Genomic DNA, 13,820 nt, shown 5'->3' with positions numbered 1-13,820 from the left:
CTCGATCGGGTTGTTGGCGTAGCGCTCGACGTGGTGCCACGCCGACGGCGACAGCTTGTCGAGCACGGCCGGGATACCTGGGCGGCGTCGGTGACGACCTCGCTCGGTGTCACCTTCCGGCACGTCGGTGAACTCGAAGTGCACCACCGAGCGGCCGGTGTCACCTTCAGCACGGGCAACGCGCGCCGGAAGAACCGGCGGGCCGCGGCGCCGTCGCGCCGGACTGAGACGAGCACGTCGATGACCTGGCCGTACTGGTCGACGGCGCGGTAGACGTACCCGCAGGTACCAGCGGCCCGCGACCACGATCGCCACCGGCGGAAACCGGAACCCAGCGAACGCCGACCGCGGCGGTAAGGCCGCCCGCAGACGGTTCGAGACCTTCACCCGCCCAAGCCTGCCTGACCAGGCGAACGCTCAACGCAACAGACCCTCGGCGCGGCGCATGGTGCCGGCGCCTGGGCGGCGGTCGTGGGAAACCGGCATTTCGGAGCCACGGCGGCGCCCGAGTTTGCAGTTGATCTTTACCGTGTGGAGGTGGACGGGTTCCGGGATTCCTGCCGGATCCTCGACACGAACTCGTCGTGCCGTGCTGGATTCGGGCCGCTCCGAGTGTCGGTTCCTTGTTCATTGTTGCCCGTGGTTGTCGGTGCGCCGTGAGGGCCGCCGCGTTTGAGGCCCCGACGGGCGACGCCCGACTGGCGGCACTGGAGCAGGCGGTACTTGTTCGCCGTGGGCGGTCGTTCGCTGAGGTGGGCTCGGAAGGTGCTCTGCCGGTCGTTGACGAGCTTCGGGTGTGCTTCATCTGAACAGCGCCCCGCGCGATCCGGTCGGTTCGAGCTGACAACGCTGCATCCGCCGACTAGGTCCTGGCCTGCCCGGTGTCGCGTTCGGTAAGAGCGGTCCGCGCAGCTTGCAGGAGTTCTTCGGAGAGTGGGTTGCCTCGCGTGGCGCGGGCGAGGGCGAGGGCGCCGACCAGCGTGCAGAGTTGGGCGAGGCCGTCGTCGCCGCCGGAAGCCAGCCGAGCGGCAAGGTTGCGTACGCCGTGGCTGTAGATCTCGCGAGCGTGATCGGGAATGCCTGGCTCGCGCCCCAGGTCCGCGGCGAATCCGGAAACGGGGCAGCCCTGCCCTGCGTGGTCACGATGCCAGACCGACAGGTAGCGCTCAATCATTATCCGACGGGCGGCCTCGGGCTCCTCCGCGGGTTCCGCGGACGTCTCCGCGGAGTATGTCGCCGGCCCGTTGAAGGCGTATGCGGTGGCCTCGTCGACCAGGTCCTCCTTGGAGGCGAACTGCTTGTAGAACCCGCCATGGGTGAGGCCGGCCGCCTTCATGACATCGGCCAGGCTGACCGCGGTGCCTTGCTCGCGGAACATCCGGGCGGCGACGGCAATGACGCGCTGCCGGTTCGCCTGTGCTTGCAGACGGGACACGCGGCCCACTGGATCACTCTCCTAGTTTGGATGTCACTTGAAATCTAACGTAGGCCAGGTTAGATTGCAAGCGACATCTATCGGGTCGGCATTCACAGGTTGAGGCCACCACCTGGCACATCGCAAACTGCCGACAACATTGGAGATCCCCGTGTCGTCACCGCCCATTTCCACCTCGTCCACAACCGCGGCGTCACCGCGCCAAAGCGTCACCGAGGCGGTCCGCCGCCGACGCTGGGCCATCCTCGGCGTGCTCATGTGCAGCCTGCTGGTGGTAATGCTGGACAACTCGATCCTCAACGTGGCGATGAAAACCATCGCCCAACCCGCTCCCACTGGACTCGGCTCCACCCAGAGCCAGTTGGAGTGGGCGATCAACTCCTACACCCTGGTCTTCGCCGGGCTGCTGTTCACCGCCGGCCTGCTCGGTGACCGGCTCGGTCGCAAGAAGGTGCTGCTGTTCGGCATGCTGGTATTCGGCGCGGGGTCTGTGCTGTCCGCGCTGTCGCACTCGTCCGGGCAGCTCATCGCCTTCCGCGCCGTGATGGGCTTCGGCGGCGCCTTCATCCTGCCCGCCACCCTCGCGATCATCATGAACGTCTTCGAGCGCGACGAGCAGCCCAAGGCCATCGGCATCTGGACCGGTGTGGTCGGTTTCGCCATCGCCATCGGCCCCATCGCCGGCGGCATCCTGCTGCAGCATTTCTGGTGGGGCTCGGTCTTCCTGGTCAATGTGCCGATCGTGATCGTCGCGATGGCCGCGATGGTGGCGATCGTCCCCGACTCCAAAGACCCCCGGCCCGGCCGGCTCGACCCATTCGGCGTACTGCTGTCGATCGTCGGCCTGGCGCTGCTGGTCTACGGCATCATCAAGGGCGGCCAGCTCGGCGACTTCGCCCGGCCCGAGTCCTGGGCGCCGCTCCTCGGCGGCCTGGCGTTCCTCGCCGGCTTCGTCGTGTACGAGGCCCGCAGCGACCATCCGGCCCTCGACGTCACCTACTTCCGCAACCGCCGGTTCTCCGCGTCCGTCGCCGCCATCGGCCTGGTCTTCTTCGCCCTCATGGGAGTCACGTTCTTCAGCGTTTTCTACAACCAGAGCGTGCGCGGCTACAACGTCCTGCAGTCCGGTCTGCTCGTGCTCCCGCTGGCCGTCGCCCAGATGTTCTTCGCCCCGCGCGCCCGGCTGGTCGTCAACCGCTTCGGCGCCCGAGCCGTATGCGCCGCCGGCTTCCTCCTGACCGCCGTGGCCTTCGCCGGCTTCCTGCTGCTCGACCAGGACACACCCATCTGGGTGCTCGAGGTGCTGTTCTTCCTGATGGGTACGGGCATGGCGCACGTGATGCCGCCGGCCACTGTCATGATCATGTCGTCGCTGCCGCGAGAAAAGGCCGGCTCCGGTTCTGCGGTCAACAACACGTTCCGTCAGGTGGGCGGGGCCATCGGAGTGGCCGTGCTGGGATCGCTGCTGTCAACCACCTACCGCAGCGGCATCGAAGACCACCTGGGCGCACTGCCTCCCGCCGACCGGCACTCCGCCGGCGAGTCCGTCCAAGCGACCCTGGCCGTCGCCCAGAAGCTCGGACCAGCCGGACGAGCGCTGGTACAGCCAGCAACTGACGCCTTCATCCACGCGATGCACGTCAGCGCCGTCGGCTCTGCCGCGGTCGCGGTGGTCGGTGCCGTCGTCGTGCTGGCATTTCTTCCCGGCAAGACCACCGCCGTGGCCGCTAGCAGCGACAAGCGCCAGGGCAGCCCAGCGGTGAACAGCTAACAAGAGCGGTGCAATGCCGCGTACAAATTGACAGCCAAGATGGGGACAACGTCCCCATCTTGGCGTCGGTAGCGACGCCCGGGTCTGTTGCATTGGCTGTTCACGCCGCCCCGATCTGCCCAGCTGTGCTCGACGAGCTCGTTCCGTCGGCGTGGCATCGCGTCGAACGCCACGCCAACAACCGGATCGAGGCCGACCACAGCCAGCTCAAACACCGACTCAGACCGATGCGCGGCCCGCGGACGGACCGAGCCGCACAAGTGATCATCGCTGGGCATGCCTTCAGGCAGAATCTGCGCCGCGGACACACGAACTCGGACTCGACACCCACCCGGCCGCCGAGTCTCTGCCGCGTTCGCCGAACTCACCCGCGCGATCTGACCGAAGGATCCTGACCGCACGTCAGCATGTCGCGCGATCAGACAACGCAACACCGCCCGACAAGCCATAGTGCAGGTACCAGCACACGGCCACCACGATCACCTCCGATGGGAACCGGAACCCGGCGAACGCCGACTTCGGAGGCAGCCACGGGCGACGAAGGGTCGGCAGCTTCACCGGTCAAGCGTGCCTCGATCATGCCAACGCTCAATGCAACGGAGCCCGACCGTCTGCCGCTACGCATCAGGGCCAGCGCTGACGCGCCCTGACCTGGCATCAGCCAGCGCGCCAGCAGGCCGGCGCCGGTCAGCACGGCGAAGCCCGGCAATGAATTACCGCCCGTCGGGAACTCAATCTCGCCGTGCGGACAACCAGGAAACATGACGAGATCAGAGCTCAGCGCCACGCGACCGCCGCCGTGGTCGTCAGACCGCGGCGGCCGGCCGCCGCGAGCCGCGAGTCACGAGGTGGTGACGAGCATCAGGCAAACCGACGTCGAGTGCAGCGCGCCAGAGCCGAGCGATGCCGAGGTTTTGGCGGGCAGGCCGGACGGGTTCGGCCGGCTCTTCGATCGTTATTCGCGGCTGTTGTACGGGTACTGCGCGCGCCGAGTCGGTCCGGACCTCGCCGAAGACGTGGTGGCGGAGACGTTTCTGACCGCGTTGGAGCGTCGGCACCGGTTTGATCCGGGGGCGACGACGGCCCGGCCTTGGCTGTTCGGGATCGCCACCAACCTGCTACGTAACCATCGCCGTGCCGAGGAGCGCGGGTGGCGGGCGCTGGCCCGCAGCGGGGCTGACCCGTTGGACGGTGCTGGGCGGGTGATCGACGGCATCGCCGACCGGGCCTGCGACCGGGTCGACGCCGCGCAGGCTGTCCGGGCGATCGCCGGAGCACTCGCGCAGATGCCGCGCGGTCATCGTGACGTGTTGCTCATGCACGCCTGGTCGGGGCTGGACTACGCCGAGTTGGCCGCCGCGCTGGGGCTGCCGATCGGCACGGTCCGCTCCCGCCTGCACCGGGCACGGGCCCGGCTCCGCGAGGCCATGCCGGCCCATTCACTGACGTCAGGAGAGTGACCCGTGTCGAACCATGAATCGTCCGAACGTGACGGACCCGAGATGGTCGTCCTCGCCGGTATCCGGCGCCAGCACGCCGTGCCCGACCGAGCCGCCGTCGACCGGATGCGCCACATCGTGCTCAACGCCTCGCAACACGGCAAGTCACGATCCGGCCCCGCCTGGCGCCGGCCGTGGCGGATCGCGATTCCGGTCGCCGTCACCGCCGTGGTGGTGGCCGTGCTGCTCGGTGCGGGCTCGCTGTTCGCGGACGGACCCGGCCGGACGCCGTCACCGGCGATCGGTGCGAGGGCCGGCACCTCGGCAACCGGACGGGCGGCGATCGGGGACGCCGCCGACGCGAAGCTGGTGATGACGCTCGCGGCGCAGACCGTGCAGACCGAGCCGTCGCTCAACGCGGGGCCTGGCCAGTACGTCTACCGGCAGACCAGGTCGGTCAGCCTCGGCCAGTACACCTTCCAGGAAGGCGTCGTGAACGTCTTCGAGGAACAGTCGCACCAGGCATGGCTGGACCCGAGCAAGGGCCTGGCCGTCGTGCGGATCATCAGCACCAACGGACTGAACCGGCGAGCCGCCTCGGCGAAGGACGCCACACTCGCCGCCCAGGTCGGGTTTGACCTGAAGGCACCACCGACGACCTCGGACACGGATCATCCGGACCCGCACGGCAAGGGTGAGACGACGCCCGCCCCGACGGCGCCGAGCCTGCGGTATCCGACGCCGCAGTATCTCGACGGCTTGCCGACCGACCCGGCGAAGCTGCTGGAGGCGATCCGCCGGGAGGCGAAGGCCGAGGGCAACCCGAAGTGGTCGACGGACAAGACCGCGTTCGACATGATCAGCGACCTGGTGAGCTGGGGCGATCCGCTGCTGAAGCCGCAACTGCGCGCTGCCCTGTATCGCGCGGTCGCGTTGATGCCCGGCGCGACCCGGGTTCCGGGACAGGTCGACCTGGCCGGGCGGCAGGGTGTCGCGGTCGGTTTCGCCGAGGGCAACACCCGCGAGGAGGTCATCATCGACCCGAGCAGCCTGCACCCGATCGGCACGCGGGATGTCGTGCTCAAGGCCACCGACGGTGGGCCGGCGGGCCCGATCTCGACGACCACCTTCGACTTCAAGATCGTCAAGGGTTCCGGCGAGACCGCCTGACACCGTTACCGACACACCGACCGTGGGGCCGGACGCTGAACGCGGCCGGCCCCACGCGTATCGAGGAGAGTGTATTGAGTAGGCACAGGAAGCAGTCGGGTCCGTTCCTGGGGCTGGTCGCGGCGACGGTTGCCGCGTCGGCGGCGGTCGCGTTCATGGCGATGCCCAGCAGCGCACAGCAGACGGCGCGACCCACCGCGGGACAGCCGGCGCCGCAGCGGTCGGGGCAGGTCGCGAATCCGGCGGTCCGCGCGCCCTGGCGGATCCGTCCGGCAACCGCGGGGCACTTCACCCGCAACGGCAAGCCCTACACCCCGCCGGCCGACGCCGGCATTAGGTCGCACGCCGACGACGGCCAGTTCGACCTCACGGTCAACCTCACCGACCGCGATGGCGCCGTCGCCTCACCGGCCGGCGAATCCCAGGTCCTCGTCATCAGCCTGGACAACGGCGAGCGGTGGCTGATCTGGGGATCCGGACAGCTTCGGCTGCCGGCCGGCCGGTACGCCGTCCACGGCACGATCGAGACCCCGCGCACCGGCCAGGAACCGACGTACAGCTTCATCTCGCAGCCGGAGTTGCGCCTCGACCGCGACACCGTGCAGACGCTCGACGCCCGGGCCGGCAAGCCGGTGTCGATCACCCCGGACAACCCGGCGGCGCGTGGCGGCACTTACGCCGTCTCCGTGCTGGACACGGTCACCGGTTGCGGCTGCACGTTCGGCTGGACGACGACGCTGGATCCGCGATTCAACGACACCTATGCGGCCACCGTTGCGGGCACCGGGTCCTCGACCTTCGCCTTCGCCCAATCACGGCGCGCCGTCGAACCCGACCTGGAACTCGTCGCCCGTGCCGGGAGCCCGTTCGAGGTCGCGGTCACCTGGCTGGGCGATCCGCCGCCGGCGCAACGGGCCACACTGGTGGCCGTCTCGGGTGGGCGGGGCACGCCCGAAGATCTCGCGAAGATCGACGCCAACGGCAAGCTCGTCGTCATCGAGGTACCGAGCGACACCACCTTTGATGAGGTGTACCAGCGAATCGCCGCCATCAAGAAGGCCGGTGGGACGCTGGCGATGGTGGATGTGCTCAACGACCCATCCGGCGCGGCGGTCGCGGCACCACACGACTCCGGCGGCTCGACCGGCCCGGCACTGCCGACCCTGTTCGGCGACGGGGTGACCGCACAGCGGTTCACGGACCTCGTCAAAGCCGCAGAGGTGGGAGTGTCCTATGTGAACAGACCGTTGTCGGACGTGCGCTACGAGCTGATGTACGGGGTGGCGGGTCGGGTCACGACCGCGCAGGTACACCGGCCCCGGACCAGCGACCTCGTCGCCGTGCAGACCTCCTATCACGACAACGTGGCCGAGTCCTCCCGCTACGTCACGGCCCAGGCCGACTACTTCGGCACAGCGGTGAACGGCGGTCCGAGCGTCGCGATGAAGGCGCCGGCGCGACGCACCGAATACTTCACGCCCGGCACCTGGACGCTGGAATCCGACAACTACGAGGGCCCGAGGGACAGCCTGACCGACACTCTGCGGCTGGCGGCCGGCGGCACCTACCAGGTCGTCTGGAACAAGGCCGTCGCCGGGCCGACGTTTCGCGGCACCGCCCGCTGGGGCAAGATCGCATCGCGGCCATGGGCATGGCGCGACAGCGGCGCGATCGACGTCATCCTGCCGATGTACGGCGACGCCGGCGGTCGGCCACGCGTTCCCTACACCGACGACGGCACCGACACCGGATCAATCAGCCTCTACCGCGACGGCACGCTGGTGCGCGCCGAGCCGGTGCCCGACGCGGCGCGGTTCGACGTGCCCGCCGACCCGGCCACGTACCGGCTGGTCGCGGAGGCGAACAGGGCGAGCGCGTGGTGGCCGCTGCCGACGAAAGTGTCGGCCGAGTGGACGTTTCGCTCCTCGGCAGCGAACGAGGGAACCTCGCTCCCACTGCTGACCGCCCGTTTCGACCCGGCGGTCGACCTGCACAACCGGGCGCCAGGCGGCCGGACCTTCACCCTCCCGGCATACGTCGAGCGGCAGTCCAGCGACACCGTCAACGTCACCACCTTCGCCGTTGACGTGTCCTACGACGACGGCCGCACCTGGCAGCCGGCCAGCGTCAACCGCTCCGGCGACCACTGGACAGTCAGTGTCCGCCATCCGGCCACCGGGTACGCCTCGCTGCGGGCCACGGCCACCGACACGCACGGCAACAGCGTGCGGCAGACAGTACTTCGCGCATACCAGATCGGAGAATAGAATCCGTGGCGACGTGAGGGCCCTCGCGGCCGTCACGTTTGGAGCGAGTTCGGGGCTGCGGTTCCGTACGCGCACGCCGCGGTCAGGGCTCTGCAGCCCGGTGAACGGAAAGATCCACTCAGGCCGGGCAGCGGAGATTGCGGAGGATCCAGCGGCCAGACGGTGTTGGTACGCAGCCGAAGTACGGTGTCGGCCAGCTACGGCGTGCAGGTCGAGGCGGAGGCCGGATACGCCACCGTGCATCGGCTGCTGGGACGGTGTGGATGGGCGGGCGACCTTCGAAGTGATGGACCGCGTTCGATGAGTCTTTCGTATGCGCTATCCGCCGCCGGCCGGGCGGGTCCGGCGTATTGACAGGGCGAAGGCGAGGGCTGCCCCGCCGTACAGCACGGCAGTGATCGCTAACCAGCGGCCGAGGTAGACGTCCTGTGACAGCGCGGTGGTGGTTTCGAAGCCGGGCACCATCCTGAAGATCAGCGGGAACCACACCAGCAGCAGCAGGCCGGACAGCACTGTCGGTACGCGAAGGTAGTTGATTGAGGCGACCGTGCGCAGATCGGCGGCGCGGCGGTGCAACACCGACCGGGCCGATCGGTCGGCGACCGCGTACAGCGGGAACAGGATCAGGTCGTGCGCGATCGCCGCGCCGACCAGCCACACGGCCACGCCGATAGGCTGGACCGCGAACAGTCGCACGGCCGCATAGCCGGCCACCGCGAATGCGCAGATGAGGGCGAGCAGGTGCAACGGGTTCGCGCCGTACCAGCGGATGAAGCGGGCCATGGTCACGCCCGGAACGTGAGTCCGCCCACCCACTTGGTGTTGTTCACACCAGGGTTGGCCGGCACGATCACACGAGCGGGATAGCCGTGGTCGAGCGAGAGTTCCGCGCCGTTGACCCGCAGGGCGAGCAGCGACCGCGGGTCGCGGATCTGGTTGTCGCGCAGGACGGCGGACCGGAAGGGCCCGGTCCGCTGTACGGATTCCACCAGAACGTTCGCCGCGGCGGGCAGGCCGACGAGGTCGGCAAGGTCGGCCAGGCGCACCCCGCTCCAGCGCTGGTCCTCGGTGGACCACCCTTCGACGCAGGCGATCGGCAGTGCGGCGGCGTGCTGCGGCAGCTTGAGCAACTGCTCCCGGGTCAGGGTGAGCTCACGGTCGCCACCCCGCACGATCAGCCGCCACGCATTGCCCACATTGGTCGCGGTGATGGCGACGGACGAGGCTGTCTTGTTGATCTGGAAGCCGTTGGGTCCGTCGCCGGGGTTGCGGTTGCGGGGGGCTAGCAGCGCCGTGTACCGCGCCCAGCCGCCGAGGCTCTGCCCGACCGTCACCGCGAGCAGCAGCAGGGAGCCGGCGCCGACCAGCCCTACCGCACCGCGCCGCGAGGTTGTCGGCGCGGCCGGTGCGGGTGAGACGAGGCCGTCCGGGTCGGCGGGCTCGGGCCGGGTGTGCGCCAGGTCGGTGCGTAGCTCGTCGCGGAGTCGGCGCGAGCGCAGGGCCCGCGTCATCTTGCCGAGTTTTAGGGCGACGTGGGCGGCGAACGCGGCGATGAAGACCCAGGCGCCGTAGAAGTGCAGGCTGTAGAAGGAGCCGGGGAAGACGTAGAACAGCTGGATGTTGAGCAGGCCCGTGACGAACTCGAAGATCGCCCCGCCGACCAGCAGTAGCAGCGACAGTCGTTCCAGGGCCTGTGCGGGGCTGCGAACGGGCGGCCAGTCGAACAGCTTCGGGATGACCGACCAGAGCTTGGCCAGCAGTACCGGAATGAGCACAACGCCGAGCGTGACGTGCAGGCCTTGGGTGAGCCGGTACAGCCAGGCCGGGTGCGTCGGCCAGTCGAACAGGTAGAAGCCCAGCAGCCCTTTGTCCGGGGTGGTGTCGTTGCCCAGGTCGGGGTTGTAGGCGGCGTAGGACAACAGGCCCGTCACGAACAGCACCGTGACCCCGGCCAGCAGCACCAGGCCGAACACCGACGTCAGCCAGGGACCGCGGATCGGGCTACGCCAGAATTCGCGACGCAACGGTCCCGGCGGTCCAGCCGGCCGGCGGCCTGGTGACGCTGCGCCCGGACTCGCCTGATCGTCCGCCACTCCACCGTTGCCTCTCGTACACGTGCCATCCTGACCCTGCCGGCTACCCGCCCGTCCACGTGGCAAACCTGAACCTGGACCCGGCAGGCCGGCAGGCGCTACCGACGCCTGGTGCGTCGCTACGACCGCCACGCCAGCCACTTCGCCGCGTTCGTCAGCATCGCCTGCGCTCTCAGCTGCTACCGCAGGCTAGTCAAACAACCCAAATGAGACATGCTCTTATGGTGCTGGGGTGCCGACGCGGTGCTCACATGTCGACGCCGGGTATTCGCGGCGTAGGCGCTGTCCTCGACCGGCGTCGGTGGAGCGCGGCGGCGATTACGACGGCGAGCGCGGCGGCATAGCCGATCCGCTGCGTGGATGCCGTGGTGAGGTGCAGGTTGGGGGCGTACTGGGCGAGGTAGGCGGCCGCTGCGACGGCCAGCCACTCGGTCCGGCCGCCGAGGGCGACAAGCAGGGCGAGCAGCAGTGCGTACCAGGGGTAGCTGGGCGCAGCGACGAGCAGCGCTGTGCCGGTCATGGTGGTAGCGGCCAGCCATGGCCGGTCCGGGTCGGCGGTGCGGACCGAGCGCAGCGCCACCACGGTGAGGACGGCGACGGCGACCGGCCCGGCCCAGGTCGTCGGCATGAACAGGGTCAGCAGGGGGAACCGGTCGCCGGTGGCGTAGCCCTCTTCGGTGAGGTACCCGGGGATGTAGCCGATCACTTGGGTGCCGACGGCGAGCAGGTGGGGCAGGTAGACCGCGGCGAGCGCGGTGGCGGTGGCCGTGGCGACGAGGACCGGGCGACGGCGCAGCACGGCGGGGGTGATCAGCAGCGGGGTGAGCTTGATGGCGACGGCGAGCCCGAGCAGGGCGCCGCCGAGAGTGCTGGCTCGGCGGGTGTTCCCCAGGGCGAGGACGAGCAGGGCCAGGCCGGTGATGAACGCGGCGGCGACGTCGACGTGGGCGTTGTTGCCTGCTTCCAGCGCGACCGTGGGACACCACGCCCACAACACCGCCAACCGGGGGTCGGCCCCCGTCGCCCGAAGCCCAGTCAGCAGCAGGATCGTGGTGGCCAGCGCGAACCCGGCCATCACCAGCTGCAGTGGCACCTGGCGGCTGCGCGGTGGCGACACGACGTGCACGGCCGCGAAGAGCGCCTGCGCGACCGGCGGGTAGATGGTGTGTACGGTCGGCCGGTTGATCACCGTGCAGCCTGCCTCGAGCGGACGGCCCTTGTCGGGGTCGACGGCGTCAGCCGGGACGCACCAGTTCGCATGCCGGGGCCACAGGAAGTCGTTCCGCAGGCCGGTCAGCTCGGGTGCGGCCGGGACGTAGCGGTAGGGGTCGATGCCGGCGGCTTGTACCTGGCCGTCCCAGATGTAGCGGTACATGTCGTCGCTGCTGCGGGGCGGCGCGCTTGCGGCCGCCAACGGCAGCACGGCGCCGCCGAGCAGGATGAGCACCGTGGCCGTGCGGACCGGGAGCCGGCGCACCAGCCACCCCCCGACGGCGAAGACCAGCCAGGCGGCGCCGACGAAGACGACCGCCCTGGTCGGGCCGGTGAGGCCTGGCGCGACCGCATCGGGCTGGGCTACGAGTACGGCGAGGGTCGCCCCGGTCGCGAGCGCGCCGGCGGCGGCGAGTCCGTATTCGACTGGTCGGCGCCACCGCGGGTGCGGGGTTGGCGGCGCGTTGTCGGTGGCCGTGCCGGGTGGGGCGGGCGGTTGGGGGGCGGTCACCGCGGGCCGGGCTCGGTTGGCGGCGCAGCCGGTTCCGGCGTTGGCAGGTGCGCGCGTACGGCCGCAGCGAAGCGGCTGTCGGGGCACTGCGCGGCGACGGCGTGGGCGTCGGCGGCCGTGTCGACGTCGCGGAGCGGGGGCAGCAGGGTGACGGTGACGCCCTGTCCGGCCAGCGCGGCGAGGGTGTGTCGGCCGGTGTCGGGGGTGGACATCGGTACGCAGCGCAACGCGGCGGCGTGCGCCGGGTCGGACAGTCCCAGGGTCCACCAGCCGCCGTCGTGGGCGGGTCCGAGCACGCCGTCGGCGCCGTCGTGGAGCGCCTGCACGGCGGTTGCCAGCAGCGCGAGGGTCAGCTGCGGGGTGTCCATGCCGAGCAGCAGTGTGGCTGTATTCGGTAGGGCGGTGTCGGCGTAAGCGTGGACCAGCCGCTGTGCGAGGCCGGTGCCGCGTTGGTTCACGGTGTGCCAGCCGGCCGGCGCAGGGTACCGCCCGCTGAGCACGATGGTGCGGCGGACTGCGGGGGTGGTGTCGAGGACGTCGATGGTGTCGGCCAGTGCCGCCGCGGCGATCGCGGCCGCCTGCCGGCCGGTGGCGGGCGGGCAGAGCCGGGTCTTGACCTGCCCGGGTACCGGTGCCTTCGCGAACAGCAGGAGTTGGACACTCATGTGGACAGGACCTTGGCCATGTCGTGGATGGCCTGTGCGGTGCCCCGAACGGTACCGGTCACCTTGGATCGGGTTCCGGCCGTGCGGGGGGCGTAGTCGACGTCGGTCTCGTGGATGCGCCAGCCGGCCCGGGCCGCCGCGACCACCATTTCCAGGGGGTAGCCGGAGCGCCGGTCGCGCAGGCTCAGGGCGAGCAGGTCAGCGCGGCGGGCGGCGCGCATCGGGCCGAGGTCGTGCAGCGCAACGCCGATCCCGCGGCGAAGCCGCCGGGCGAGTAGGGCGTTGGCGAGCCGGGCGTGCACCGGCCAGGCTCGGCGGGTTGTCGGGCGGCGCCGGCCGAGCACCAGGTCAGCGGTGCCGGCGCGGACCGGGTCGGTCACCCGGGAGAGCTGTTGCGGGTCGAACGAACCGTCGGCGTCGCAGAAGCACACGATGTCGGAGCTGGCGGCCAGCAGCCCGGCGTGCGCGGCCGCGCCGAAACCGCGTTGCGGCACGTGCACGACGGTGGCGCCGTGGGCGGCGGCGACCTCGGGTGAGCCGTCGGTGGAGCCGTTGTCGGCGACGATCGGCCGGTATCCGGCGGGCATGCGGGACAGCAGCCACGGCAGCGCGGGTGCCTCGTTGAGACAGGGCAGCACTACATCCGTCACGATCGGACGGTACCCGACGCCGTGGCGGGCCGATCCACGGTTCGGCGAACCGAGGATGCTACGAAGTGCGAACGCGGCCACCGGCGGCCGCTTCGGCGGATAGAGTCCCGGTGAGCGGCTGCTCGCGGCAACCGCCCACCCGGGGGAGGAATCGGCGGATGCGGGTATTGGTCACCGGCGGTGCCGGGTTCATCGGTGCGCACGTGGTGGAGCTGCTGGTGGCGGCCGGGCACGACGTGGTCGCGTTCGACGTCCTGCACCCGGCCGCGCACCGCGGCCGGCCTGACGCGCTGTCGGATGTGGATGTTCCGCTGGTGCGCGGCGACGTTCGCGACCCCGGGGCGGTGGCCGCCGCGCTGCGCGGGGTCGACGCGGTGGTGCACCAGGCCGCGATGGTCGGTCTGGGCGTGGACATGGCCGACCTGCCGGACTACGTCGGCTGCAACGACCTGGGCACCGCGGTGCTGCTGGCCGAGATGGCCCGCGTCGGCGTGCGGCGGCTGGTGCTGGCGAGCTCGATGGTGGTCTACGGCGAGGGGGCGTACGCCTGCCCGGTGCACGGCGCGGTCCGGCCGGCCTCGCGTGCGCTGGACGACCTGGCGGCCGG

12 protein-coding genes and 1 pseudogene are annotated in these 13,820 nt (G+C 70.3%); 6 read left to right on the top strand and 7 right to left on the bottom strand.

Annotated elements, in window-relative coordinates; genetic code table 11:
- Positions 1 to 176: 176 nt before the first annotated feature.
- A pseudogene (locus AB0B76_RS57655) lies at positions 177 to 278 on the bottom strand (DDE-type integrase/transposase/recombinase); the annotation flags it as partial.
- Between the two features lie 584 nt (positions 279 to 862).
- On the bottom strand, positions 863 to 1,435 hold the full coding sequence (locus AB0B76_RS57650) for a TetR family transcriptional regulator (protein WP_360394567.1): 573 nt from the start codon (positions 1,433 to 1,435) through the stop codon (positions 863 to 865).
- A 256-nt stretch (positions 1,436 to 1,691) separates the two neighbouring features.
- Between AB0B76_RS57650 and AB0B76_RS57645 the strand changes: the two genes are divergently transcribed.
- The 5 genes from AB0B76_RS57645 to AB0B76_RS57625 all read left to right on the top strand — a co-directional run bounded on the left by AB0B76_RS57645 (position 1,692) and on the right by AB0B76_RS57625 (position 8,082).
- Positions 1,692 to 3,206 (top strand): MFS transporter, encoded by a 1,515-nt coding sequence (locus tag AB0B76_RS57645; RefSeq protein WP_360394564.1) that lies wholly within the window; start codon positions 1,692 to 1,694, stop codon positions 3,204 to 3,206.
- Positions 3,207 to 3,214: 8 nt separating this feature from the next.
- Positions 3,215 to 3,601 (top strand): DDE-type integrase/transposase/recombinase, encoded by a 387-nt coding sequence (locus AB0B76_RS57640; protein WP_360394561.1) that lies wholly within the window; start codon positions 3,215 to 3,217, stop codon positions 3,599 to 3,601.
- A 453-nt stretch (positions 3,602 to 4,054) separates the two neighbouring features.
- Entirely contained in the window at positions 4,055 to 4,666 is a 612-nt protein-coding gene (locus AB0B76_RS57635; RefSeq protein ID WP_360394558.1) for an RNA polymerase sigma factor, read from the top strand.
- Between the two features lie 42 nt (positions 4,667 to 4,708).
- Positions 4,709 to 5,815, top strand: a complete 1,107-nt coding sequence (locus AB0B76_RS57630) for a CU044_5270 family protein (protein ID WP_360394555.1) — start codon at positions 4,709 to 4,711, stop codon at positions 5,813 to 5,815.
- Between the two features lie 74 nt (positions 5,816 to 5,889).
- Positions 5,890 to 8,082, top strand: coding sequence for a hypothetical protein (locus AB0B76_RS57625; protein ID WP_360394553.1), 2,193 nt, complete (start codon positions 5,890 to 5,892; stop codon positions 8,080 to 8,082).
- A gap of 318 nt (positions 8,083 to 8,400) precedes the next feature.
- Here the strand turns inward: AB0B76_RS57625 and AB0B76_RS57620 are convergent, their stop codons facing one another.
- The 5 genes from AB0B76_RS57620 to AB0B76_RS57600 form a co-directional block, all read right to left on the bottom strand.
- The gene (locus AB0B76_RS57620; protein ID WP_360394550.1) at positions 8,401 to 8,871 is read right to left on the bottom strand and encodes a hypothetical protein; all 471 of its coding nucleotides are present in this window, start codon (positions 8,869 to 8,871) and stop codon (positions 8,401 to 8,403) included.
- On the bottom strand, positions 8,868 to 10,055 hold the full coding sequence (locus AB0B76_RS57615) for a molybdopterin-dependent oxidoreductase (RefSeq protein WP_360394547.1): 1,188 nt from the start codon (positions 10,053 to 10,055) through the stop codon (positions 8,868 to 8,870). Before AB0B76_RS57615 ends, AB0B76_RS57620 begins: the two co-directional genes overlap by 4 nt.
- 367 nt (positions 10,056 to 10,422) lie before the next feature.
- A complete protein-coding gene (locus AB0B76_RS57610) occupies positions 10,423 to 11,898 on the bottom strand; it encodes a glycosyltransferase 87 family protein (protein ID WP_360394544.1) in 1,476 nt (491 codons plus the stop codon).
- Positions 11,895 to 12,563 (bottom strand): DUF2064 domain-containing protein, encoded by a 669-nt coding sequence (locus AB0B76_RS57605; RefSeq protein WP_360394542.1) that lies wholly within the window; start codon positions 12,561 to 12,563, stop codon positions 11,895 to 11,897. Before AB0B76_RS57605 ends, AB0B76_RS57610 begins: the two co-directional genes overlap by 4 nt.
- The gene (locus AB0B76_RS57600) at positions 12,560 to 13,213 is read right to left on the bottom strand and encodes a glycosyltransferase family 2 protein (protein ID WP_360394539.1); all 654 of its coding nucleotides are present in this window, start codon (positions 13,211 to 13,213) and stop codon (positions 12,560 to 12,562) included. The genes AB0B76_RS57605 and AB0B76_RS57600 overlap by 4 nt, the downstream gene beginning before the upstream one ends.
- A 158-nt stretch (positions 13,214 to 13,371) precedes the next feature.
- On the opposite strand from AB0B76_RS57600, the gene AB0B76_RS57595 reads away from it, so the two are divergent.
- Positions 13,372 to 13,820, top strand: a 449-nt coding sequence (locus AB0B76_RS57595; protein WP_360394537.1) for an NAD-dependent epimerase/dehydratase family protein, incomplete at its 3' end; no start/stop codon positions are given.

It is taken from the genome of Dactylosporangium sp. NPDC049140 (assembly GCF_040648435.1).
The sequence above is the reverse complement of the archived record's forward strand: the minus strand, read 5'-3'. Positions and strand labels throughout refer to the sequence as shown.

Bases quoted from the DNA above. Each gene is read 5' to 3' on its own strand.
- AB0B76_RS57645 (WP_360394564.1), top strand. From the start codon at position 1,692: ATGTGCAGCCTGCTGGTGGTAATGCTGGACAACTCGATCCTCAACGTG.
- AB0B76_RS57630 (WP_360394555.1), top strand. From the start codon at position 4,709: ATGGTCGTCCTCGCCGGTATCCGGCGCCAGCACGCCGTGCCCGACCGA.
- AB0B76_RS57605 (WP_360394542.1), bottom strand. From the start codon at position 12,563: ATGAGTGTCCAACTCCTGCTGTTCGCGAAGGCACCGGTACCCGGGCAG.